This is a genomic window from Caulobacter sp. GW821-FHT09A05, from assembly GCF_059418465.1.
This window is the reverse complement of sequence record NZ_JBWKPX010000008.1, coordinates 88736-110714: the sequence shown is the minus strand read 5'-3', so window position 1 is coordinate 110714 and position 21979 is coordinate 88736. Positions and strand designations below refer to the sequence as shown.

Sequence of the window (21979 nt, the reverse complement as noted above, 5' to 3'; positions counted from 1 at the left end):
CGTCGCCTTCCCGACATCGGCCGCGAACTTTTTCACGGACCCTAGCCGCCCGCGCCTTCCTTCATCAGCCGGTCCAGGTGCAGGCGGATATGGGCGGCCTCGGCGGCGGTGCTGGCCAGGGCGATGGCCTGGTCGAAGGCGACGCGCGCCTCGTCCTTCCGCCCCAGCTGCAGCAGCAGCCCGCCCCTCAGGCCGAAGAAGTGGAAATAGCCCGACAGCTTGGGGGCCAGGGGCTCGATCATCGCCAGGGCCGCCTCCGGTCCCGCCACCTTAGACACCGCCACGGCGCGGTTCAGGGTCACGACGGGCGACGGCGCCAGTTGCTCCAGGTCGCCGTACAGCAGGTCGATCCGCGCCCAGTTGGTGTCTTCCGGACGCTCGGCGCGGTCGTGCTCGGCGGCGATGGCGGCCTGGACCAGATAGGGCCCGGGCCGGCGGTGGCGCACGGCCTTGTCGATCAGGGCCAGGCCCTCGGCGATCATCCGGCCGTTCCACAGACCGCGGTCCTGGTCCTCCAGCAGCACCACCGCCCCCTCGGCGTCGAACCGGGCCGAGGCGCGGGCGTGCTGCAGCAGCAGCAGGGCGGTCAGGCCCATGATCTCCGGCTCGCCCGGGAACAGCCGCAACAGCAGGCGCGCCAGGCGGATGGCCTCGTCGCACAGCGCGCCGCGGGTCAGCAGTTCCTTGCCGCCGGCCGAATAGCCCTCGTTGAACACCAGGTAGACCATGGCCGCCACCGCGTTCAGCCGCTGGGCCCGCTCCTCCACGCCGGGCGCGCCGAACGGCACGTCGGCGGCGCCGATCCGGGCCTTGGCGCGGGTGATCCTCTGCTCCATCGCCGACTCGCCGACCAGGAAGGCCCGGGCGATCTGCCGGACCGACAGGCCCGAGACGATGCGCAGGGCCACGGCCACCTGCTGGGTGGCCGGCAGGTCCGGATGGCAGCAGATGAACAGCAGCCGCAGCACGTCGTCGCGATAGTGCTCGCCGTCCAGCCGGTCGACCAGGCTGGCCTCGGCGTCCTCCAGGTCGGAGATCAGCGCCTCCGGCGGCAGGGGCGTCGACTTGCTGGACTTGCGCACCCCGTCCAGGGCGGCGTTGCGGCCGACCAGGATCAGCCAGGCGGTCGGGTCGCGCGGCGGGCCGTTCTTCGGCCAGGCCTTCAGGGCCCGCAGGCAGGCGTCCTGGAACGCCTCCTCGGCGGTGTCCAGGTCGCGGAAATAGCGCAGCAGGGCCGCCACCGCCTGGGGCCGCGCCGCGGTCAGGGCGGCGTCGATCCAGGCCGCGTCGATATTGGCGATGGTCATGCCCCCACCCCTCTCCTGTCGGCCCGCCTGGCGCGCGGCTCGGCCAGGCGGCCGGGACGATAGACGGCCAGCGGCCGGATTTCATAGGCCCCCCGGTCGGGATTGGCCGCCGCCAGGTCGCGGGCCACGGCGATGGCCGCCTCCAGGTCGGCGCAATCGACGACATAGAAGCCCAGCAGCTGCTCCTTGGTCTCGGCGAACGGCCCGTCGATCACCAGGGGCTCGCGGCCCTTTCGGAGCGTGACGGCCGCCGTGGTCGGCAGCAGCCGCGCCGTCGCCCCCAGCCGCTCGGCGGCGTCCAGGCCGGCCTCGACCGTCCCCAGCCGCGCCATGACCAGGGCGTCCTCCGCCGGCGTCCAGGCGCCGACCACGTCCTCGGAATTGTAGCAGAGAATGGCGTAGAGCATGGGATGGGCGCCTTGATCGTACCGAGGACGATCGGGGGCGGGGTGATCCGACAGGGTGGCGGAAAAATCGGCGAGCTTCGGCTTGGCGCGAGCCGGCCACGCCGTGATGCTCGTTCGGCCACGATTCCCCGGTCACTTTCGCAGGAAGCGACCTTGTCGATGACTTGTCCGGAAAAACCCCGTGGTGGCTGGGGGCGGGATCGAACCGCCGACCTGTGGGTTATGAATCCACCGCTCTAACCATCTGAGCTACCCAGCCGCACGAAGCGGAGGCGGGCTTATAAGCGCAAAGCGGGGGCGGCTTCAAGCCCGTCCGAGCATCAGATCGAGCACCGCGTCCAGACGCCGCTTCAGGCTGGCCGGGCCGTAATCTTCCAGCACCTTGGCGCGGGCGGCGAGGCCCAGGGCGGCGGCCCTTTCCGGCGTCGCGACCAGGCCGGCCAGGGCCCGGGCCAGGGCGGCGGGGTCGCCGGGCGGGACCAGGACGCCGTCGACGCCGTCCGCGATCATCTCCACCGGCCCAGGGATCGCGCTGGCCACGGCCGGCAGGCCGACGGCCATGGCCTCCAGCAGCACCAGCGGAAAGCCCTCCTGGTAGGACGGGAACGCGAAGACGTCGCCGGTCGCCAGGAAGGCCGGGACGTCGGCGCGCCAGCCGACCAGGCGCACGCGGTCGCCCAGGCCGTGCTGGGCGATCAGCCCCTCCAGCCGGGCGCGCTCGTCGCCCTCGCCGGCGATCTCGCAGTCGAAGGCCAGATCCTGGTCACGCAGCAGGGCCAGGGCGGCGACCAGGACGTCGAAGCCCTTCTTGGGATGCAGGCGGCCCGCGGCGACGATGCGCGGCGGGCGGCCGGCCTGCTCGAACGGCGTCGCCTGGACGGTCGGCGGCGTCACCGCGTTGGGCACGAAATGCACGCGCTGGGCCGGGACGCCGCGTTCGATCGCCAGCTCGGCCAGGTGCCGGCCGACGCAGACATAGTGGGTGCGGCCGAAGTGAGGGCTGGACGTCTCGACGTCGAAGGCCGGCTTGTGCACGCAGATCGCCAGCATCGCCTCGGGCGGAGCGACCCGGGCCATCAGCCGGGCGGGCCGCTGGCCGTGGCTGAGGATCAGGTCGGGCGCCGAGGCCCGGACGATCCGGCGGGCCGCGCCCAGGGTCAGCGGGTCCCAGTCGGTATGGGCCGGCATGGTCGCCAGCGGCGGGACGCGGCCGGCCTGCTGGACGGCCACCCTGCCGCCGGCCCGCACCACCCCCGTGGCCGCGCCGCCGTGCGCGGCGGCATAGGCTTCCAGGATCGGCTGGTAGTCGAGGAACACCTGCTCCAGGCCGCCCAGGCCCTTGCCCAGCATGGCGTGCAGGATGGCGGTCAAGGCGGGCTCCGTCTCTGGCGAGGCCGGACCTTGGTGGGGGGCCGGGTCGAAGTCAACGGGACGGCGCGCGCTTGTCCGGGATGACAACCCGGCCCTGGAATGACAACGTCGGCGCCGCCCCTCCCCAACCGGACAGTTCCCATGCGTCTTCGCCACCTCGCCCTCGCCGCGCTGGCCCTGTCGGCGTGCGGCCCCGCCAACACGGTGCAGGCCCTGCCCCATCCGCCGGTCGAGACCGGCCCGCCCAACGCCCCCGACCAGAAGCCGGCCTTCCCCCAGCAGACCCGCGCGCCGGAGGAGACGCTGGGCGTGGCCTACCAGGTCGAGACCCTGGCGACCGGCCTGGAGCACCCCTGGAGCCTGGCCTTCCTGCCGGACGGCGGAAAGCTGGTCACCGAGCGGGCCGGCCGCCTGCGGATCCTTGGCGCCGACGGCAAGCTGTCGCCCGCCGTCGCCGGCCTGCCGGCGGTCTATGCCGAGGGCCAGGGCGGCCTGCTGGACGTGGCCCTGGACCCCGACTACGCCAAGAACGGCCTGGTCTACTGGACCTATGCCGAGCCGCGCGACGGCGGCAACGGCACGACGGCGGCGCGCGGCAAGCTGGTGCTGGGCGCCGCGCCCCGGCTGGAAAACGTCCAGGTGATCTGGCGGCAGACGCCGACGATGGACTCGGCCCTGCACTTCGGCGGCCGCCTGGCCTTCGCCCGCGACGGGTCGCTGTTCGTCACCACCGGCGAGCGCGCGATCCCGCCCGGCCGGATGCAGGCCCAGAACCTGGACGCGGCCCTGGGCAAACTCATCCGTATACGACCAGACGGTTCGATCCCGGCCGACAATCCCTATGTCGGCAATCCGCAGGCCAAGCCGGAAATCTGGTCCAAGGGCCACCGCAACGTCCAGGGGGCGACGATCAACCCGTGGACCGGCGAGCTGTGGACCGTCGAGCACGGGGCCAAGGGCGGCGACGAGATCAACACGCCCAAGGCCGGCAAGGACTACGGCTGGCCGACCATCACCTATGGCGAGGACTATTCGGGCAAGCCGATCGGCGAGGGGATCACCCAGCACGCGGGCATGGAGCAGCCGATCTACTACTGGGATCCGGTGATCGCCCCCTCGGGCCTGGCCTTCTACGACGGAAGCCTGTTCCCGGCCTGGAAGGGCAGCCTGCTGGTCGGCGGGCTGAAGGGCTACCTGGTGCGGCTGACGGTCAAGGACCACCAGGTGGTCGGCGAGGAGCGCCTGCTGTCGGAGCTGAACTTCCGCATCCGCGACGTGCGGGTCGGGCCGGACGGGGCGGTCTATGTGGTCACCGACGAGGACGACGGCCGGGTGCTGCGGATCTCGCCCAAGCGCTGATCGCGCCCGATCTACCTCGACCTGGAGCCTGCATGATCCGTTCCCTGACGACCGCCCTGGCCGCGCTCGCCCTGTCTGCATCCGCCCTCGCCTCATCCGCCCAGGCGCAGGACGCGCCGCGTACGCCCGCCGACCTCGCCGCCGCCCTGGAATGCCGCGACGCCGGCGCCTATCGGGCCATCGGCGAGGACCTGTTCCTGAACGCCAAGCCGCCGGCCTGGCTGAAGGCGGTCGAGCGCAAGCACGCCCCGCTCGGCTACCACGAGTTTGAACTGGCCCAGCCGATCACCGCCCTGGGAATGCAGGTCAGGCGCGTCGGCTTCCTCCAGGAATGGGTGCTGATCGAGCTGCCGCGCGACCAGGCCCTGGCCCTGGTCGGCCGCGAGTCCCTGACCCGTGCGCCGATCCGCTCGGCCGAACAGTATTACCGCTTCATCGACGCCGAGAGCGGGCCGATGCTGTCCGTGTTCGAACTGAACAGGGACGCCCTGGCCGCCCTGTTCGCCCCGCCCAGCACGGCGCCGCGCGCGCCGGCCGCCGCCCTGTTCGCCGGCTGCAACTACGCGCCAGCCTCCCAGGCGATGTTCCTCGAAGCGGCGGCCCAGGCGGACGCCATGCTGGCCAGGACCGCCAACGACCTCAAGAGCATGCTCGGCGGCAAAGAGTGAGCAAGGCGCCTATCTCGGCTTGCCCTTGCGCGCCTCCCACAGGCTGGCCGCCAGGGACGGCTTGCCTTTCAGCAAGGTCGCCGCGGCCATGCCGGCCAGGAACGAGGCGGTGGGATGGGCCTGCATCAGGCCCAGCACCCGCTGGTCCAGCGGCGGCTGGCGCTTGCGCGCCTTCTCCTGCTGCTGCAACAGCGCCCAGACCGCGACCACCACGGCCGCCAGCATGGCGACGATGGCGTAGGCCCAGGCGGGGCCCACCCACTGGCTGAGAAAGGCAAACACCGCCATCGCCCCGGCCACGGCGGCGATCGCGGCGGCCATGATCAGCCCCGCTCCGGCCATCAACCGCGAAATCAGCCTGTCGATGAAGTCATCGAGCATCGCGCCCTCCTGAAAACCCGAAATTGCAACGCGCGAAGCGGGAGTTGGTGGCAGACGCCGTGCGTCCCGCTACCCCGCCAGCCGCCGCGCGACCTCCTCGCCGATCGCCAGCGAGCTGGTCAGGCCCGGGCTCTCGACGCCAAACAGCGCCATCAGACCCGGCAGGCCGTGGCTGTCGGCGCCGCGCAGCTGGAAGTCGGGCTGCGGCTCGTCCGGTCCGTGGATCTTGGGCCGCACCCCGGCATAGTCGGGAACCAGCCGGTCGGCCGGCAGGTCCGGCCAGAACTTGCGGATATAGTCGGCGAAGGCCGCGGCCTTGGCCGGATCGACCGAATAGTCGGGGACCGCGACATATTCCAGGTCGGGCCCGAACACCGCCTGGCCGCCCAGGTCGTTGCGGTAGTGGGTGCCCAGCGCCCCGTGGATCGGCGGCGGATAGATCAGCCGCTGGAACGGCGCCTTGGCGGCCAGCCGGAAATAGACGCCCTTGCCGTAGTGGCCCGCGGGGATCTGGTCGGCGGGGAAGCCCTCGATGGTCGCGGCCACGGCCTGGGCGGACAGGCCGGGCGCGGTGACCAGCAGGCGGCACGCGAGGCTGGCGGGCTCGGCCCCGCCAATCCGCACGGTGAAGCCGCCGCCCCCCAGGGGCGTCGCCCCCTCGAACGGCGTGTTGACCACCACCGCCCCGCCGGCCGCCTCGATCTCGCCCTGCAGGGCCAGCATGTAGTCGTGGCTGGCGAACACCCCGCTTTCCGGCGACAGCAGGGCCGCGTGGGCGTTCAGCCCTGGTTCCAGGGCGCGGGCCTGGGCGCCGGTCAGGCGCTCCATGCCCTCGACCTCGTTGGCCAGGGCCTGGTCGTAGATCGCTTCCAGCCGCGGGATCTCGCCCTCGCTTGTGGCCACGACCAGCTTGCCGCATTTCTTGTAGTCGACGTGATGCTGGTCGAGGAACGCATAGAGCCGCCGCCGGCCCTGGACGCAGAACCGCGCCTTCAGCGAGCCGGTCGGATAGTAGAGCCCTCCGTGGATCACCTCGGAATTGCGCGACGACACGCCCTGGCCGATGTGGCCCTCGCGCTCCAGCACGGCCACCGCCAGGCCCCGCTGGGACAGGGCGTAGCCGCAGGCCAAACCGACGGCGCCGGCGCCCACTACGACGGCGTCGAAATCGAACTCTTGAGTCATTTTAGGGTCGCCGAATGCACGATGGAGCGGACCAGAACCGCGTCGTCCGTCACTTCGTAGAAGACGACATAGGCTCCATGGGGAAGCCGGCGAAAGCGAGAGTGACCACCAACCGCCTGGGCCATGAAAGGAAAGGAAGCCAGCTTGCCCAAGTCCGCTCGCAGCGCCGAAACGAGCCGCACGGCCGCGCGGGGGCTGTCAGCCGCGATATAGTCGCCGATCTGCTTCAGGTCGCGCAACGCGCGCGGCGTCACCACAAGCCTGCGGCTCACTCTCCCGCGGCCTCGGCGCGCGCCTCGAGATCCGCCAGCAGGTCCTCGAAGACCACGTTGACGTCCAGATAATCCTTGGGATCGACCGTCTCGGCCTCGAGCTCGTTGAGAAAGCGCTCCAGCCTGTCGCCGCCGCCCATGAGTTCGGCGGCTCGGCGATAATTCAGTTCGGCCAGCTCGGCCGCCAGCGCTTCGTCGATCGACGAGAACTCGCCCCGCGCCACGCGCTCGCCGAGGTCGAAGGCGTCCTCGGGCCTGAGCGTCACCGTCACGGGCTTGGGCTGAACCGGCTTGTTCATGCCTCCAGCCTACCACGCCCGCCGTCGACCCCGCCACCAAGCTTCGTTGCCCTTTTTCGAGAGCTGTGAAACCTTACCCGACAAGGTTGAGGGCGCGGCGGCCGTCAGGACAGGGTCCCGGGGCCGGCGTCTCAGGGAAGGGCATCATGAACTTCGGCGCCGCGCTCGATGTCGCGATCGGGCTGATCTTCGTCTACCTGCTGGTCAGCCTGTTCGTCACCGCGCTGAACGAATACATCTCCAGCTTCCTCAACAAGCGCAGCGAATTCCTGCTGAGGCGGGTGCAGAGCCTGCTGGGCGGCGACGGGGCGGAGGCCAAGTCCGGCGACTGGTCGCCGCAGATGTGCGCGGTCTGGAACCACCCGCTGATCAACGCCCTGAAGTCGCACAACCTGGCCGAGGACCACGGCACCAAGCGCGGGGCGCTGCTGAAGAACGCCCCCTCGTACATCCCGGGCAAGACCTTCGCCGTCGCCCTGACCGAGACGCTGAAACCGTCCGAAACGACCCATCTCAGCTTCGCCCAGCTGAAGGCCGCCGTCGCCGGCATCGAGAACAACGAGCCCCTGAAGGCCGCCCTGCTGCCGATGCTCGACGACGCCGAGGGCAAGCTCGACGTGTTCCAGCAGAACGTCGCCACCTGGTTCGACCGGGCGATGGACCGCACCAGCGGCACCTACAAGCGCTGGATCCATCGGCTGACCTTCTGGGCCGGCTTCGCCGTGGCCGTGGCCTTCAACGTCAATTCCCTGCAGCTGATCGACAACCTGTGGCGCGACCCGGTGGCGCGGGCCGGCCTGGTCGCTCAGGCCTCGCAGTCGGCTCAAGGCGCCAGCGAGGCGCGCGACGTCGAGGCCAACCTGGCCGCGCCCGCGCCCCCGCCCGCGCCGGCGGCGGCCCCGGCCGAGGGCGACGAGGCCGCAGCGCCGGACTGCGCCTGCGACGGCGGCCAGAGCGCGGCGGATCTCGCCCAGGACCTGCCCCTGCCGATCGGCTGGAGCCAGGAGGGCCTCTGCGCCCTGGTTCATGAACCGCTGTCGTCCCAGCCGCCCAGCAAGCGGCCGTCCTCCGCCTGCAAGACGCCCTACCGCAGCGGCTGGAGCGCGACGGCGAAGATCTTCCTGACCCTGCTGGGCCTGGCGATCACCGGCCTGGCGGTGTCGCTGGGCTCGCCGTTCTGGTTCGGCATCCTGCAGTCGGTGACCAACATCCGGGCCACGGGCGTCAAGCCGGATCGCTCTGACGGGACGGCGCAGCGGTAGGAAAGGACGCTACCCCGCCCACTGGCTCCACAAGGTCGCCGCCTCGGCCCTGGCCTTGGCCACCGACGCGTCCTTGACGTGGCCGTAGCCGCGGATGTCCTGCGGGACCGAGGCGATGCGGGCGGCCAGGGGCAGGCGCTCGGGCGTCAGGCCGCCGGCCAGGCGGTCCAGGGTGGTCTCGTAGTCGGCGATCAGACCGCGCTCCATGCGGCGCTCCTCGGTCCTGCCGAACACGTCCAGCGGACCACCGCGCAGGCCCTTCATCCTCGCCATCATCGGGAAGGCGACGTCGAGCATCCAGCCGCCGAAGGCCATCTTGCGCGGCCGGCCGTCCTTGTCCTTGGGGGCGAGGATCGGCGGGGCCAGCCAGACCTTGGCCTTGCCGCCCTTGAAGGTCCCGGCCAGCTCGGCCGCGAAACGGCCGTCGGTATAGAGCCGGGCGACCTCGTACTCGTCCTTGTAGGCCATCAGCTTGTAGAGGTTCACCGCCGCGGCCCGGGTCAGGGGCAGGCCCTTCTCCTCGCCGCCGGCCGCGACCTCCGCCGCACGGACCTTGGCCACCTTGGCGGCGTAGCGGTCGGCATAGGCCTGGTTCTGGTAGGCGACCAGGTCGGCGGCGCGCCGGGCGATCAGGTCGTCCAGCGGCATCGTCTCCGGCGTCGGCACGTCAGCGTCGCCCCCCTGCTTGCTTGAGGGGCCCATCGCGGCCGGATCGTGCGCCACGCGACGGCCCAGCTCGAACGCGGCCAAGTTGGACTCATAATCGACGCCGTTCAGCTTGATGGCGCGGTAGACCGCGCGGCTGGACAGCGGGATCACCCCGCGCTGCCAGGCGAAACCGACCATGATCATGTTGGCGAAGATGGCGTCGCCAAACTGGGTCTCGGCCAGGTGCTGGGCCGGGCAGGAGTCGAAGCTCTTCACCGCGCCCTTGATCCGCCGGGCCATGGCCCCGCTGTCGAAGCGGATGTCGCGGCTGGTGACGAAGTCGGCGGTCGGGGCGAAGTCGCTGTTGCCGAAGGCGGCGGTGCGGTCCTTGGCGTACAGCGACAGGCCCTCGGGCGAGGCGGCCACCAGCATGTCGCAGGCGATCAGCACGTCGGCGCTGGCGGCCGGCACGCGGCCACCGACCACGGTCTCCTCGGTCTCGCCGATCTTGACGTGGCTGAACACCGCCCCGCCCTTCTGGGCCAGGCCGGTCATGTCGACCACGCTGCCGGCCCGTCCGTCGACATGGGCGGCCATGGCCAGGATCGAGGCCACGGTGGTCACCCCGGTGCCGCCAACTCCGGTGAAGATGATCCTGCGCACGCCATGGAAGTCGTCGAACGCCGGCAGGGGCGTGGAGTCGGCGGTCAGGGCCGGGGCCTTCTTGGCCTTGGCGCCCTCGGCCCCCTCCAGGGTGATGAACGAGGGGCAGAAGCCGTCGACGCAGCTGTAGTCCTGGTTGCAGGTCGATTGGTTGATCTTGCGCTTGCGGCCGAACTCGGTGTTCAGCGGCTCCACCGACACGCAGTTGGACTTGATCGAACAGTCGCCGCAGCCCTCGCAGACCAGCGGGTTGATGAACACGCGCTTGGTGGCCTTGGCCAGGGTCCCGCGCTTGCGGCGGCGGCGCTTTTCGGTGGCGCAGGTCTGGTCGTAGAGCAGCACCGTCGTACCGGGGGTGTCGCGCAGCATCTTCTGCACGCTCATCAGCTCTGACCGCGGGAAGACGTCGACGCCGGGGGCGAGATCGGTGACGCCCTGGTAGCGTTCCAGTTCGTCGACCACGATCACCGTGCGGGCCACGCCTTCGCTGGCCAGCTGGCGGGTGATCTGGGCGGGGGTGAAGCCGCTTTCCGCGCGTTGCCCCCCCGTCATGGCCACGGCGTCGTTGAACAGCAGCTTGTAGGTGATGTTGGCGCCCGCCGCGATGGCGGCCCGGATCGCCAGCGAGCCGGAGTGGTTGTAGGTGCCGTCGCCCAGGTTCTGGAACACGTGCTTTTCGGTGGTGAACGGCGCGGCGCCCACCCAGGTCAGGCCTTCGCCGCCCATGTGGGTGTTCAGGTCGGTCATCGGATCGTTGAAGCCGGCCATGTAGTGGCAGCCGATGCCGGCCAGGGCGCGGCTGCCCTCGGGCAGCTTGGTCGAGGTGTTGTGCGGGCAGCCCGAGCAGAAGAACGGCTTGCGGGCCTGGTCGGCGGCCAGGCTGACGGCGGCGACGCCGGCGGCCGAGACGCGGTTCAGATAGGCCTGGGCCCGGTCCATGTGCGGGCCCGGCGGCAGGCGGTCATAGATGGCCAGGGCGATCTCGGCCACCGACAGCGAGCCCAGCTCCGACAGCAGCGGATGGCCGTGCTCGTCCAGCTTGCCGATGATCCGAGGGCGGGCATGGGCCGGCAGGTCGTAGAGCGCGGCTCGCGCCTGCGGCTCGATCAGGCCGCGCTTGTGCTCGATCACCATCAGGGTCTCGAGGCCGGCCGCGAAGCCGCGGAGGCCCAGGGGCTCCAGCGGCCAGGGCATGCCGACCTTGTAGATCGACACGCCCAGATCGGCGGCCTCCTCCAGGCTCATGCCCATGGCGGTGAAGGCCTCCAGCACGTCCTTGTAGGCCTGGCCCTGGCAGACGATGCCCAGGCGCGCCTTGCCCACCCGCACGTGCGAGGCGCCCAGCACCACGCGGTCGATATGGTTGGCGCGGGCGAAGGCCAGGGCGGCGGGGATCTTGTGCAGGCGCAGGCGCCGCTCCTTCTCCATCGGCTGATCCTTCAGCCGGATGCCCAGCCCGCCGGGCGGCATCGGAAACTCGGGGATCACCAGCCCGTGGCGGTCCAGCGAGACGTCGATGGTCACGCCCGAATCCATGGTGTCGGCCAGGGCGATCATGCCGGTCCACAGGCCGCTGAACCGCGACATCGAGATGCCCAGCAGGCCGTAGTCGAGCACCTCCTGCACGTCGGCCGGCGACAGCACCGGCATTTCGAAGTCCTGGAAAGCGAATTCCGACTGCGACGGCAGGGTCGAGCTCTTGCAGGCGTGGTCGTCGCCGGCCACGGCCAGCACGCCGCCGGTCGGGAAGCTGCCGGCGAAATTGGCGTGCTTGAAGACATCGCCAGTGCGATCCACGCCCGGCGCCTTGCCGTACCACATGCCGAAGACGCCGTCGTGAGTCGCGCCCGGGAACAGGTTGGCCTGCTGGCTGCCCCAGACGGCGGTGGCGGCCAGGTCCTCGTTCAGGCCTTCCTTGAAGACCACGTCATGGGCGGTGAGCAGCTTGGACATGCGGGCCGCCTGCTGGTCCAGCCCGCCCAGGGGCGAGCCGCGATAGCCGGAAAGGAAGCCCGCCGTATTGAGCCCGGCCCGGGTGTCCAGGCGCTTTCGGTCGAGGAGGACTCGGATCAGCGCCTGCACGCCGGTGATGAACGCGCGACCATCTTCGAGCAGATATTTGTCGTCGAGCGTGACTTCCGAGTGCCGCATAGCAAAAAAATTCCTCCCGGGTCTTCTCGCCCGCTCAGCAATATCTTATAGAAACGGGGAAATTGTTTGCCCAAGGTGTGCCCGTCCCAAGGCCGCTTTGCGCAAGATCAACGCGCCAATCACCCTCTGGGGGGAGGAATTCTTGTCCGAACAACTCGACGCCGTGGATGCCAAGATCCTGGATCTCATCCAACACGACGCCGGACTGTCCGTCGCCGAGATCGCCGAGCGAGTCGGCCTGTCGTCCAGCCCGTGCTGGCGGCGGATCAAGCGGCTGGAGGACGCGGGGGTCATCCAGCGCCGCGTGACCATCCTGGATCGCGAGAAGCTGGGTCTGGGCTTCGAGGTCTATTGCACGGCCAAGCTGTCGCTGCCGACCAAGGAAAACCTCGAGGTCTTCGAACAGGCGGTGGCCAAGTGGGCCGAGGTGGTGCAATGCGCCACGGTGACCGGCGCGGCCGACTACGAGCTGCGAATCGTCACCCGCGACATGCGCGCCTTCGACGAGTTCCTGCGCGACAAGCTGCTGTCGCTGGGCCTGGTCAGCAATATCGAGAGCCGGATCGTCATCCGCGGGGTCAAGAACTCAACAGCCGTGCCGCTGGGGCTGGTCAGCCCGTATGTGAGCCCGCTGGGGTAGGCCTTCTTCCTTCTCCCCTTGCGGGAGAAGGTGGCCGCGAAGCGGTCGGATGAGGGGTCGATAAACATCCAACGCCGCGACAAGCCGAAAGGCCGGTCGCGGCGTCTTTCGTTTGAGAGACCCCTCATCCGTCAGCCTTCGGCTGACACCTTCTCCCGCAAGGGGAGAAGGACCGCGACCATCGATTTCTTCTAGAATCCCCTCCCCGCGCCCTTCACACTCAAGGCTCCAGCGTCCCGGAGCCCCCCCATGATCGACCTCGTCATCGACCAGCGCCGCAAGGATCTCGGCGGCTTCGAGGTGGGGCGGGTGCTGCCGTTCCACAGCCGGCGGATGGTGGGCCCCTTCACCTTCTTCGACCATATGGGCCCGGTGGCCTTCCAGCCCGGCTTCCCGCGCAGCGTCGACGTGCGCCCGCACCCGCATATCGGCCTGTCGACCCTGACCTACCTGTTCGAGGGCGAGATCACCCACCGCGACAGCGTCGGCTCGCAGGTCGACATCCGGCCGGGCGAGGTCAACTGGATGACCGCCGGCAGCGGCATCACCCACTCCGAGCGCTTCGAGCACCTGCGCGAGCATGGCGGCGCCATGCACGGCATCCAGGCCTGGGTGGCCCTGCCCGACGGCCAGGAGGAGGTCGCCCCGGCCTTCTCGCACCATCCGCGCGACGAGATGCCGGTCTACGAGGCCAACGGCCTGAAGGCCGCCCTGGTGGCGGGCAAGGCGTTCGGCGCCGAGGCCAAGGTGCCGGTGTTCTCGCCGCTGTTCTACGTGCACTGGGAACTGGCCGCCGGCGCCAAGGCCGGCCTGCCGGCCGAATATCCCGAGCGCGCCGCCTATGTCGCGATCGGCAAGGTCGAAGCCGCCGGCCAGGTGCTGCACGCGGGCCAGATGGCGGTGTTCAAGCCCGGCGAGACGATCACCTTCGAGGCCCTGGAGCCCTCCACCGTCATGCTGCTGGGCGGCGAGCCGGTCGGGCCGCGCTTCATCGAGTGGAACTTCGTCCACTCGTCCAAGGAGCGGATCGAGCAGGCCAAGGCCGACTGGAAGGCCCAGCGCATGAAGCTGCCCGACCTGGACGACCAGGAATTCCCCCCCCTGCCCGAGCCGCCGCCCCCGCCCCCGCCGATGTCGTGAGGCCTAGAGGAACGGCCCCGGCAGCCTGAGCGGTCCCGGCCCGACCTCGTCATCGGCCTCACCCACGGCCTGGTAGTGGATCACCAGCTTGGCGCAGGCGCCCAGGAACAGGGTCTCGACGAACGCCGCCTCGCGGCCGGTCAGGCGGACGATCTCAGCCAGGGCGTGACCGCGCCCGGCGGCCATGTCCATCACCGCCACCTCCTGGGTCGACAGCGCCGCGCGGGCCCGCGCCAGCCGCTCCACCGCGTCCAGCCGCTGGAAGCCGTCGTCGCTGGCCAGGGCCTTGCGATAGTCGCGGCCGTACAGGGCGGCGGCCTGGGCCTCGGCGAACCCGATGTCGGGGCCGAGGTCTTCGATGGGGGCGGGACGTTGGTCGGTGGTCACGCGGGGCTTCTAGCACATTGGGCCGGGGTGAAAGATCTCCTCCTCTGGGGGCCCGAAAAGGCCGGAAGGGTGCCTCGGCATGCGTACCGCTCCCCCTCAGTCGCTTCGCGACAGCGTCTCAGAGGGGAGCATCTACTTGAACACCCCCGCCCCAAGCGCTCATAACGTGGTCATGACCGACACCGCCCTCGAAACCTTCGTCCGCGGCCTGCCCAAGGCCGAGCTGCACATGCACATCGAGGGCAGCCTCGAGCCCGAGCTGATGTTCGCCCTGGCCGCGCGCAACGGGGTGACCCTGCCCTACAAGTCCGTGGACGAGATCCGCGCCGCCTACGCCTTCTCCAACCTGCAGGACTTCCTGGACATCTATTACCAGGGCGCGGGCGTGCTGCTGACGGAGGCCGACTTCAAGGACCTGGCCCTGGCCTATTTCCGCCGTCTGAAGGCCGACGGCGGGACCCACGCCGAGATCTTCTTCGACCCCCAGACCCACACCGACCGCGGCGTGGCGTTCGGCACGGTGATCGCCGGCCTGACGGCGGGCATGGAGGAGGCGCGGGCCACGCTGGGCGTCACCTCCAAGCTGATCCTCTGCTTCCTGCGCCACCTGGACGAGGCCGCCGCCTTCGCCACCCTGGAGCAGGCCAAGCCCTATCTCGACAAGATCGCCGGGGTCGGGCTGGATTCCTCCGAGGTCGGCCACCCCCCCGCCAAGTTCGCCCGCGTGATGCAGGCGGCCCGTGACCTGGGGCTGAAGGTCGTGGCCCATGCCGGCGAGGAAGGCCCCCCGGCCTATGTCTGGGAGGCGGTGGACATCCTCGATGTCGACCGCATCGACCATGGCAACCGCGCCCTGGAGGACGACTGCCTGACCGCCCGCCTGGTGCAGGACGGCACGACCCTGACCGTGTGCCCGCTGTCGAACCTGAAGCTTTGCGGCGTGTCCGACCTGAAGGACCATCCGCTCAAGCGCATGCTGAAGCTGGGCCTGAAGGCCACGGTCAATTCCGACGACCCGGCCTATTTCGGCGGCTACCTGCTGGAGAACTACCTCCAGACGGCGGAAGCGGTGGGCTTGACGCGGGACGAGTTGGCGACCCTGGCCCGGAACAGCTTCACGGGGTCGTTCCTGGGCGAGGCCGAGAAGGCCGAACGGGTGGCGGCGGTCGACGCCTATGTGGCGGCCGCGGCCTAACTAAAATCCGCTCATCCCGGCGAATGCCGGGACCCAGATGAAATGGCTTTGAGGCTGACGCCAATCGCGCTGAGCCTTTCCGACCCGCCACACCGCTATGGGATCTGGGTCCCGGCATTCGCCGGGATGAGCGGAGCCATGTAGGGACTAAAGCGCCTTCCTTACCGCTTCGGCCAGCTCGTCCAGCTCGGCGATGCCCAGGTCGGCGTGGAACGGCAGGCTCAGCACCGACTTGGCCAGGCGGTCGGCGACGGGGGTCTGGTCGCGGATGGCGACGCCCGGACCGACGGGATTGGTGGCGTAGCCCATTTCCGCCAGCCTGGCGGCCACGATCGGGGCGGTTCCTTCCGCCAGGCTGACGACCCAGGCGTCCGACACCCAGCTCATCCCCCAGCCCGGCTGGAAACCAACCCGGGCGCCCAGCAGCAGCATGCGCAGGCGCTGGGCGGCGGTGGCCAGGCGCAGGCGCTGGCCCGACCAACCCTCGAGCCCGGCGTCGCCGACGAAGGCCGGGGCGTCGAGCCTGGCGATGAAGTCGGCGTCCTGGCTGGCCACGAACACGCCCCGCCCGCCGGGCAGGCCGACGATGACGGGGACCGGGGCGTCCATGACCACGTCGAAGCCGTCGGTGGCGTCGACCACGATCGGCAAGCCGGTCTCGCGCTGGAAGGCGGCCCAGGCGGTCATGTCCGGGGCGCGGCCGAAGGCGCAGGTGGGGACGATGGCCTCGATCGGCGGCGGGGCCTCGCCCAGGCGCTCGCGCAGGTGGGCCGGATCGAACATCCAGCTGCAGGGATCCACGTCGACCAGCCAGGGCCGCAGGCCGGCGCCGGCGATGGCCTCCAGGGTGGCGGCCGAGGCCAGGGCCGGAACGATGCAGACGCCGCCGCGCCGCACGCCCGAGGCGACCAGGGCGGCGATCAGGGCGGCGACCCGGGTGGAGACGGCGCGGACGGCGGTGGGACGGTCGAAGCGGTCGGCCAGCCGAGCGTCGAGGCCTTGCGTCAGGCCCTGTCGAAGCACCTTCTCCACGGCCGCGAAGTCCAGCGGGACGCCAGCGGCGGCGAGGGCCGCCTCGGCCTTGGCCTGCTTGCGGGCTTCCGTCGACACCTTGGGGAGAGCTTGCATCACACGTCGCTTCCGAACAATCCGGCTCCGTCACACCACGGCGCCGTTATGGTTAAGAGAACGTATCGAGTGACTCGCCGCCCCCGGATGCGGCGCGCCGTCGCGGCAAAAATGTGGCGGGAATCTTCGACCTAGGCAGAAGCCGTCCATCCATCGCGCAGGTCGCGCTTCAGGACCTTGCCGATATGGCTGCGGGGCAGGGATTCCACCAGTTTCAGGTCGACCAGCCGCTGGGTCTTACCCAGGCGAGCATTGACCCATGACCTCAACCCGTCCGCGTCAATTCGCGCATCGGGCTTGAGCGCCACGAAGGCCACCGGCGATTCGCCCCAGGCGTCGGACGGCACGCCGACCACCGCCGCCTCGATCACCTCGGGGTGCTGGACGATCTGCGCCTCGATGTCGCTGGGATAGATGTTGAAGCCGCCGCTGATGATCATGTCCTTCTTGCGATCCATCAGGGTGAGGAAGCCGTCCTCGTCGAACCGGCCGACATCGCCGGTGCGGATGAAGCTCAGCCCCTCGGGCGAGATCCAGGTCGCCTCGGCGGTCTTGCCGGGCTGGCCGTGATAGCCGTTCATCATGCCCGCCGAGCGGCCGACGATCTCGCCGACCACGCCCGGCCCCACCTCGACGCCGTCCTCGTCGATCAGCCGGATGTCGTGGCCGGGCGCGGGGCGGCCCACCGTGTGCAGCTTGTCCGGATGCTCGTGGGCCATCAGGATGCAGGTTCCCCCGCCCTCGGTCATGCCGAAGTATTCGACCAGGCCGCCCGGCCAGCGGGCCAGGACCTGCGCCTTCAGCTCGGCCGCGAACGGGGCGCTGGTGCAGAACTTCAGCTCCGTCGACGACAGGTCGAAGTCGCCGAAGTCGGGCCGGTCCATCAGCCGGCGGTACTGCACCGGCACCAGCATGGTGTGGGTCATGCGATGTCGCTGGGCCAGTTCGAGATAGCGGCCGGCGTCGAACTTCTTCATCAGCACCACCGTCCCGCCGCCCGCCAGGGTGGGGAAGAAGCAGACCAGGGTGGTGTTGGAATAGAGCGGCGTCGACAGCAGGGTCACCGCCTCGGGCCCATAGCCCACCGCGTCGCCGCGGAACACGTGCTTCCAGCGCATGCCGTGCGACTGGACGATGCCCTTGGGCGCGCCGGTTGTGCCGCTGGAATAGATGATGTTGAACGGGTCGTCGGGCTCGATCGTCACGGGGGCCGGGACGGCGCCGGCCGGGGCCAGCCAGGCGTCGAAGGCCTCGGCGAAGTCGGCGCCGTCCAGGGCGACGTGGCGGGCCGCGATCGGCGCGGGCCCTTGCGCCTCCGCCACGCCGGCGTCCAGGAAGACCAGCCGCGCGCCGCAGTCGGCGACCATGCCGGCGATGGCCTCGGGCGTCGAGGACGGGGCCAGGGGCGCGACCGCGACGCCGGCCCGCAGGGCGCCCAGGAACAGGGCCGCGTAGGGGATCGACGACAGGGCGCAGACGGCGACGGCCTCGCCTTGCCTGACCCCGTCGCGCTGCAGGGCGGCGGCGACGCGGTCGGCCAGAGCGTCGAACTGGGCGTAGGTCACCGCCTCGCCGGTTTCCAGGATCACGGCCGGATGATCGGGAGCCTCCATCGTCCGCCGCCGCAGGATGTCGCCCATCACGCCATAGTCGGCGGTCATCATGTCGGCGATGGTGGTCATGGTCGTCTCACCCCAAAGCAACTGAAGTGCGGCAGGCCCCCTCCGGCCCTCCGGGCCACCTCCCCCAGAGGGGGAGGGTCCAGGCCCGCGCCGAGCAGATGCTCCCCCTCTGGGGGAGCTGTCGCGGAGCGACTGAGGGGGCGCCGCCTCAAGCGTCCCTGAACCCCTTGCCCTCGGCGACCAGCCGTTCCAGCAGGGCCGACGGCTTGAAGTCGTCGCCGTGCTTTTCCTGGAACGCCTTCATTCCGGCCAGCACCTTGTCCAGGCCCACCAGCTCGCCCCAGAACATCGGGCCGCCGGTATAGACCGGCCAGCCGTAGCCGTTGATCCAGACCGTATCGATGTCGGAGGCCCGGATGGCCTTGCCCTCCTCCAGGATCCTGGCGCCCTCGTTGACCATCGGATAGAGGCACCGCTCCAGGATCTCCTGGTCGCTGATCTCGCGCCGCTGGATCTGATGCTTCTCGGCGAAGTCCAGGATCACCTGCTCGACCACCGGCGAGGGCTTGGCGACGCGGTTCTCGTCGTAGTCGTAGAAGCCCTTGCCGTTCTTCTGGCCGCGGCGATCCATCTCGCACAGCACCTCGCGGACGGTGGACGAACTGGTCTTGGCCGGGTCCCAGCCGATGTCGAGGCCGGCCAGGTCGCTCATCGCGAATGGCCCCATCGGCAGGCCGAAGTCGTAGAGCACGCGGTCAACGTCCCAGGGCATGGCCCCTTCCAGGATCAGGCTGGTGGCCTCGCGCTGGCGCTGGGCCAGCATGCGGTTGCCCACGAAGCCGTGGCAGCTGCCGACCAGCACCGCGACCTTGCCGATCTTCTTGCCGATCTGCATCGACGTGGCGATCACCGACTTGCCGGTCTTCTCGCCGCGCACGATCTCCAGCAGCCGCATGACGTTGGCCGGCGAGAAGAAGTGCAGCCCGATCACGCTTTCGGGCCGGGAGGTCGCGGCCGCGATCACGTCGATGTCGAGGTAGGAGGTGTTGGAGGCCAGGATCGCGCCGGGCTTGGCGATCTTGTCCAGCTTGCCGAACACCTCCTGCTTGATCTCCATCAGCTCGAAGACCGCCTCGATGATCAGGTCGCAGTCGGCCAGGTCCTCGAGGTTCATCGAGGGGGTCAGCAGCGCCATGCGCTTTTCGACGTCGTCCTGGGTCAGCCGGCCCTTCTTGGCGGTGTTCTCGTAGTTCTTGCGAATCACCCCGACCCCGCGATCCAGGTTCTCCGCCTTGGCCTCGATGATCGTCACCGGGACGCCGGCGTTGAGGAAGTTCATCGAGATGCCGCCGCCCATGGTGCCGGCCCCGATGACGCCCACCTTCCTGACCGGGAGGATCGGGGTGTCGTCCGGCACGTCGGGAATCTTGGCGGCCTGGCGTTCGGCGAAGAACACATGGCGCTGGGCGGCCGACTGGCTGCCGGTCATCAGCTCCATGAACAGCCGCCGCTCTTCCTTCAGCCCCTCGTCGAACGGCAGGTTCACCGCCGCTTCGATGCACTGGATGTTGTACTCGGGGGCCTTGAAGCCACGGAACTTGCGGGCGTTGGCCTTGCGGAATTCACTGAAGATCTCGGGCTGGCCGCGCGCCGCCTCGACCTTGGCGTTCTGGTCGCGGATGCGGGTCAGGGGCTTGTCCTCGGCCAGCACCATGCGGGCGAAGGCGATGGCCCCGTCGCGCAGCGCGCCCTCCTCGACCAGGCTGTCGAACAGGCCCATGGCCAGGGCGGCCTTGGCCGGCACGTGCTGGCCGGTGGTCACCATCTCCAGCGCCTTCTCGACGCCGACGACGCGCGGCAGGCGCTGGGTGCCGCCGGCCCCGGGCAGGAGGCCGATGTTCACCTCCGGCAGGCCCGCCTTGGCCGACGGGACGGCGACGCGGTAGTGCGCCACCAGCGCCACCTCCAGCCCGCCGCCCAGCACCGTGCCGTGGATCGCGGCGACGACGGGCTTGGGCGCGTTCTCGATGACCTCCTGCACCTCCTGCAGCGAGGGACCGGTCATGGCCTTGCCGAACTCGGTGATGTCGGCGCCGGCGATGAAGGTCTTGCCCTCGCAGATCAGCACGATCGCCTTGACCGCCGGATCGGCGATCGCCTGCTCGAACGCGCCCTTCAGCCCTTCGCGCACAGCCGCCGACAGGGCGTTGACCGGGGGCGAGTTGAGCGTGACGACCCCGATGTCGCCTTCGACGGTCAGATCCGTGACGTTGTTGATCGCGGCCATGGCTTGCTTCACCCCTGAGATTGGCGTTCTTGAGTTTGAACGGTTGTTTGAAGCAACCCTGCACGACCCGTCGCCGAAGTCCAGGGGTCCGTCGCGTCGCCGGACATCTGGGCGTGGCCGCGGCCTCGCCAAGCGGCTTCGAAGCGCCAGCATGGCGAGCCTCGAAAGACGCGCGAATGCTCTAGGTTCTGTGGACCATTAGGCGTTAGGCGTCGCGGCCGCGCCCTCGTCCTTCGACAGGCTCAGGATGAGGGCTACTGGTAAGGCGGTTGAGTAGAATTCCTCATCCTGAGCTTGTCGAAGGACGAGGAATTCGGCCCAAGACCGTCAACTGTCCACAGATCCTAGGCGTTGCTCTCCGTCAGAGCCGCATAGACCAGCGTCCGCAACTCGCGCCGGATCGGATAGGTGCTGGACGGGATCAGCTGGGTCATGAACACCACCGCCAGGTCCTCGACGGGGTCGATCCAGAAGGCGGTCGAGGCCATGCCGCCCCAGGAATATTCGCCCAGTGAACCCAGGTTCCGGGTCCGCGCCTGGTCCACCGTCACGGCGAAGCCCAGGCCGAAGCCCAGGCCCTCGAACACCGTTTCGCTGAACAGCGACCTGGACATCTCCGTCAGCTCCCGCCCGCCCGGCAGGTGATTCATGGTCATCAGCCTGAGGGTCTTGGGGCTGACGATCCGCGCCCCGTCCAGCTCGCCGCCGTTCAGCAGCATGCGGCAGAAGCGCATATAGTCGTCGGCGGTCGAGACCAGCCCGCCGCCGCCGGACTTCACCGGCGGGTCGGACAGGTAGCGACTGGTGACCGGGTCGTCCTGCAGCACCACCTGGCCCTTCGGATTGAGCGTATAGCAGGCCGTGAAGCGATGGCGCTGGTCGTCGGGCACGAAGAAGCCGGTGTCGACCATCTTCAACGGGTCGAAGACGCGCTCCTTCAGGAACTGGTCGAACGGCTGGCCGGAGATCACCTGGACCAGGTAGCCGAGCACGTCGGTGGCCACCGAATAGTTCCAGGCCTCGCCCGGCGAGAACTCCAGCGGCACGGTTCCCAAGGCTTCGACGAAGGCCTCCAGCCCGCCTTCGCTGTCGACCCCGTCCAGCTTCAGCTTGCGATAGGCCGCGTCGACGTTGGAACGCTGCTGGAAGCCGTAGGTCAGGCCGGCGGTGTGGCGCAGCAGGTCCAGGACCCGCATCGGCTGGTCGACCGGCCGGGTCAGAAAGGCGCCCGCCACGCCGGCCTGGAACACGCCCAGCGTCTTCCACGACGGGATGAACCGGTGCACCGGATCGTCCAGCGCGACCTTGCCCTCCTCGACCAGCATCATGAAGGCGATCGAGGTGATCGGCTTGGTCATCGAATAGATGCGGAACAGGCTGTCGGCCTTCAGCGGCAGCCCGCGCTCCCTGTCCGCCGCGCCCAGGATCGTCGTGTGGGCCAATTGGCCGCGACGCCACACCTGGACCAGGGCGCAGGGCAGTTTTCCGGGTGCGACATAGCGCTCCTGGATGAAGGCGTCGATGCGCTTCAGTCTGTCCGACGACAGACCCACGGCTTCGGGCGTGCTCAAGGTTAGTCCTCCTGCGGCCGCTCGGGAGGAGTCGGC

The 21979-nt window shown here is 69.7% G+C and carries 19 protein-coding genes and 1 tRNA gene; 6 read left to right on the top strand and 14 right to left on the bottom strand.

Annotated features, from left to right (window positions below; all coding sequences use genetic code 11):
* Nucleotides 1–41: 41 nt before the first annotated feature.
* The 4 genes from AC07NX_RS10115 to AC07NX_RS10100 form a co-directional block, all read right to left on the bottom strand.
* The gene (locus tag AC07NX_RS10115; RefSeq protein WP_494641450.1) at nucleotides 42–1307 is read right to left on the bottom strand and encodes an RNA polymerase sigma factor; all 1266 of its coding nucleotides are present in this window, start codon (nucleotides 1305–1307) and stop codon (nucleotides 42–44) included.
* Nucleotides 1304–1714 carry a YciI family protein gene (locus tag AC07NX_RS10110; protein WP_494641448.1) on the bottom strand — a complete coding sequence of 137 codons (411 nt, stop codon included), beginning with the start codon at nucleotides 1712–1714 and terminating at the stop codon, nucleotides 1304–1306. The genes AC07NX_RS10115 and AC07NX_RS10110 overlap by 4 nt, the downstream gene beginning before the upstream one ends.
* A 182-nt stretch (nucleotides 1715–1896) precedes the next feature.
* Nucleotides 1897–1973 (bottom strand) — tRNA-Met (locus AC07NX_RS10105).
* Nucleotides 1974–2017: 44 nt separating this feature from the next.
* On the bottom strand, nucleotides 2018–3085 hold the full coding sequence (locus tag AC07NX_RS10100) for a glycosyltransferase (RefSeq protein WP_494641446.1): 1068 nt from the start codon (nucleotides 3083–3085) through the stop codon (nucleotides 2018–2020).
* Between the two features lie 141 nt (nucleotides 3086–3226).
* Between AC07NX_RS10100 and AC07NX_RS10095 the strand changes: the two genes are divergently transcribed.
* Both AC07NX_RS10095 and AC07NX_RS10090 read left to right on the top strand, forming a co-directional pair.
* Nucleotides 3227–4444, top strand: coding sequence for a PQQ-dependent sugar dehydrogenase (locus tag AC07NX_RS10095; protein WP_494641444.1), 1218 nt, complete (start codon nucleotides 3227–3229; stop codon nucleotides 4442–4444).
* 32 nt (nucleotides 4445–4476) lie between these two features.
* Nucleotides 4477–5112, top strand: coding sequence for a hypothetical protein (locus tag AC07NX_RS10090; RefSeq protein ID WP_494641442.1), 636 nt, complete (start codon nucleotides 4477–4479; stop codon nucleotides 5110–5112).
* A gap of 9 nt (nucleotides 5113–5121) precedes the next feature.
* Here AC07NX_RS10090 and AC07NX_RS10085 read toward each other — a convergent pair whose 3' ends face one another.
* The 4 genes from AC07NX_RS10085 to AC07NX_RS10070 all read right to left on the bottom strand — a co-directional run bounded on the left by AC07NX_RS10085 (nucleotide 5122) and on the right by AC07NX_RS10070 (nucleotide 7249).
* Nucleotides 5122–5493 (bottom strand): hypothetical protein, encoded by a 372-nt coding sequence (locus AC07NX_RS10085; protein WP_494641440.1) that lies wholly within the window; start codon nucleotides 5491–5493, stop codon nucleotides 5122–5124.
* Between the two features lie 69 nt (nucleotides 5494–5562).
* Complete coding sequence (locus AC07NX_RS10080; protein WP_494641438.1) at nucleotides 5563–6678, bottom strand: NAD(P)/FAD-dependent oxidoreductase; 1116 nt, start codon at nucleotides 6676–6678, stop codon at nucleotides 5563–5565.
* On the bottom strand, nucleotides 6675–6950 hold the full coding sequence (locus AC07NX_RS10075; RefSeq protein WP_494641436.1) for a type II toxin-antitoxin system RelE/ParE family toxin: 276 nt from the start codon (nucleotides 6948–6950) through the stop codon (nucleotides 6675–6677). Before AC07NX_RS10075 ends, AC07NX_RS10080 begins: the two co-directional genes overlap by 4 nt.
* Nucleotides 6947–7249 carry a hypothetical protein gene (locus tag AC07NX_RS10070; RefSeq protein ID WP_494641435.1) on the bottom strand — a complete coding sequence of 101 codons (303 nt, stop codon included), beginning with the start codon at nucleotides 7247–7249 and terminating at the stop codon, nucleotides 6947–6949. The genes AC07NX_RS10075 and AC07NX_RS10070 overlap by 4 nt, the downstream gene beginning before the upstream one ends.
* Before the next feature lie 146 nt (nucleotides 7250–7395).
* On the opposite strand from AC07NX_RS10070, the gene AC07NX_RS10065 reads away from it, so the two are divergent.
* Nucleotides 7396–8511 carry a hypothetical protein gene (locus AC07NX_RS10065; protein ID WP_494641433.1) on the top strand — a complete coding sequence of 372 codons (1116 nt, stop codon included), beginning with the start codon at nucleotides 7396–7398 and terminating at the stop codon, nucleotides 8509–8511.
* A gap of 9 nt (nucleotides 8512–8520) precedes the next feature.
* Here the strand turns inward: AC07NX_RS10065 and AC07NX_RS10060 are convergent, their stop codons facing one another.
* Nucleotides 8521–11973 carry an indolepyruvate ferredoxin oxidoreductase family protein gene (locus tag AC07NX_RS10060; protein WP_494641431.1) on the bottom strand — a complete coding sequence of 1151 codons (3453 nt, stop codon included), beginning with the start codon at nucleotides 11971–11973 and terminating at the stop codon, nucleotides 8521–8523.
* Nucleotides 11974–12115: 142 nt separating this feature from the next.
* Between AC07NX_RS10060 and AC07NX_RS10055 the strand changes: the two genes are divergently transcribed.
* Both AC07NX_RS10055 and AC07NX_RS10050 read left to right on the top strand, forming a co-directional pair.
* Nucleotides 12116–12613 (top strand): Lrp/AsnC family transcriptional regulator, encoded by a 498-nt coding sequence (locus AC07NX_RS10055; RefSeq protein WP_029589380.1) that lies wholly within the window; start codon nucleotides 12116–12118, stop codon nucleotides 12611–12613.
* Nucleotides 12614–12862: 249 nt separating this feature from the next.
* On the top strand, nucleotides 12863–13753 hold the full coding sequence (locus AC07NX_RS10050; RefSeq protein WP_494641428.1) for a pirin family protein: 891 nt from the start codon (nucleotides 12863–12865) through the stop codon (nucleotides 13751–13753).
* Between the two features lie 3 nt (nucleotides 13754–13756).
* Here AC07NX_RS10050 and AC07NX_RS10045 read toward each other — a convergent pair whose 3' ends face one another.
* Nucleotides 13757–14140, bottom strand: a complete 384-nt coding sequence (locus tag AC07NX_RS10045; protein WP_494641426.1) for a hypothetical protein — start codon at nucleotides 14138–14140, stop codon at nucleotides 13757–13759.
* 172 nt (nucleotides 14141–14312) lie between these two features.
* Here AC07NX_RS10045 and AC07NX_RS10040 point away from each other — a divergent pair, with 172 nt between their 5' ends.
* Nucleotides 14313–15335, top strand: a complete 1023-nt coding sequence (locus tag AC07NX_RS10040) for an adenosine deaminase (protein ID WP_494641424.1) — start codon at nucleotides 14313–14315, stop codon at nucleotides 15333–15335.
* Between the two features lie 147 nt (nucleotides 15336–15482).
* On the opposite strand, the gene AC07NX_RS10035 is transcribed toward AC07NX_RS10040, so the two are convergent.
* The 4 genes from AC07NX_RS10035 to AC07NX_RS10020 all read right to left on the bottom strand — a co-directional run bounded on the left by AC07NX_RS10035 (nucleotide 15483) and on the right by AC07NX_RS10020 (nucleotide 21943).
* Nucleotides 15483–16463, bottom strand: coding sequence for a DegT/DnrJ/EryC1/StrS family aminotransferase (locus AC07NX_RS10035; RefSeq protein ID WP_494641422.1), 981 nt, complete (start codon nucleotides 16461–16463; stop codon nucleotides 15483–15485).
* Between the two features lie 131 nt (nucleotides 16464–16594).
* Nucleotides 16595–18145, bottom strand: a complete 1551-nt coding sequence (locus AC07NX_RS10030) for a class I adenylate-forming enzyme family protein (protein WP_494641420.1) — start codon at nucleotides 18143–18145, stop codon at nucleotides 16595–16597.
* A gap of 148 nt (nucleotides 18146–18293) precedes the next feature.
* A complete protein-coding gene (locus tag AC07NX_RS10025) occupies nucleotides 18294–20384 on the bottom strand; it encodes a 3-hydroxyacyl-CoA dehydrogenase NAD-binding domain-containing protein (protein WP_494641418.1) in 2091 nt (696 codons plus the stop codon).
* Between the two features lie 332 nt (nucleotides 20385–20716).
* Nucleotides 20717–21943 (bottom strand): serine hydrolase domain-containing protein, encoded by a 1227-nt coding sequence (locus AC07NX_RS10020; protein WP_494641416.1) that lies wholly within the window; start codon nucleotides 21941–21943, stop codon nucleotides 20717–20719.
* Nucleotides 21944–21979: the final 36 nt, after the last annotated feature.

What these genes read in the sequence shown, in the direction of transcription:
- AC07NX_RS10115 (WP_494641450.1), bottom strand. Translation starts at nt 1,307, where the DNA reads ATGACCATCGCCAATATCGACGCGGCCTGGATCGACGCCGCCCTGACC.
- AC07NX_RS10110 (WP_494641448.1), bottom strand. Translation starts at nt 1,714, where the DNA reads ATGCTCTACGCCATTCTCTGCTACAATTCCGAGGACGTGGTCGGCGCC.
- AC07NX_RS10095 (WP_494641444.1), top strand. Translation starts at nt 3,227, where the DNA reads ATGCGTCTTCGCCACCTCGCCCTCGCCGCGCTGGCCCTGTCGGCGTGC.
- AC07NX_RS10090 (WP_494641442.1), top strand. Translation starts at nt 4,477, where the DNA reads ATGATCCGTTCCCTGACGACCGCCCTGGCCGCGCTCGCCCTGTCTGCA.
- AC07NX_RS10085 (WP_494641440.1), bottom strand. Translation starts at nt 5,493, where the DNA reads ATGCTCGATGACTTCATCGACAGGCTGATTTCGCGGTTGATGGCCGGA.
- AC07NX_RS10080 (WP_494641438.1), bottom strand. Translation starts at nt 6,678, where the DNA reads ATGACTCAAGAGTTCGATTTCGACGCCGTCGTAGTGGGCGCCGGCGCC.
- AC07NX_RS10070 (WP_494641435.1), bottom strand. Translation starts at nt 7,249, where the DNA reads ATGAACAAGCCGGTTCAGCCCAAGCCCGTGACGGTGACGCTCAGGCCC.
- AC07NX_RS10065 (WP_494641433.1), top strand. Translation starts at nt 7,396, where the DNA reads ATGAACTTCGGCGCCGCGCTCGATGTCGCGATCGGGCTGATCTTCGTC.
- AC07NX_RS10060 (WP_494641431.1), bottom strand. Translation starts at nt 11,973, where the DNA reads ATGCGGCACTCGGAAGTCACGCTCGACGACAAATATCTGCTCGAAGAT.
- AC07NX_RS10050 (WP_494641428.1), top strand. Translation starts at nt 12,863, where the DNA reads ATGATCGACCTCGTCATCGACCAGCGCCGCAAGGATCTCGGCGGCTTC.
- AC07NX_RS10040 (WP_494641424.1), top strand. Translation starts at nt 14,313, where the DNA reads ATGACCGACACCGCCCTCGAAACCTTCGTCCGCGGCCTGCCCAAGGCC.
- AC07NX_RS10035 (WP_494641422.1), bottom strand. Translation starts at nt 16,463, where the DNA reads ATGCAAGCTCTCCCCAAGGTGTCGACGGAAGCCCGCAAGCAGGCCAAG.
- AC07NX_RS10030 (WP_494641420.1), bottom strand. Translation starts at nt 18,145, where the DNA reads ATGACCACCATCGCCGACATGATGACCGCCGACTATGGCGTGATGGGC.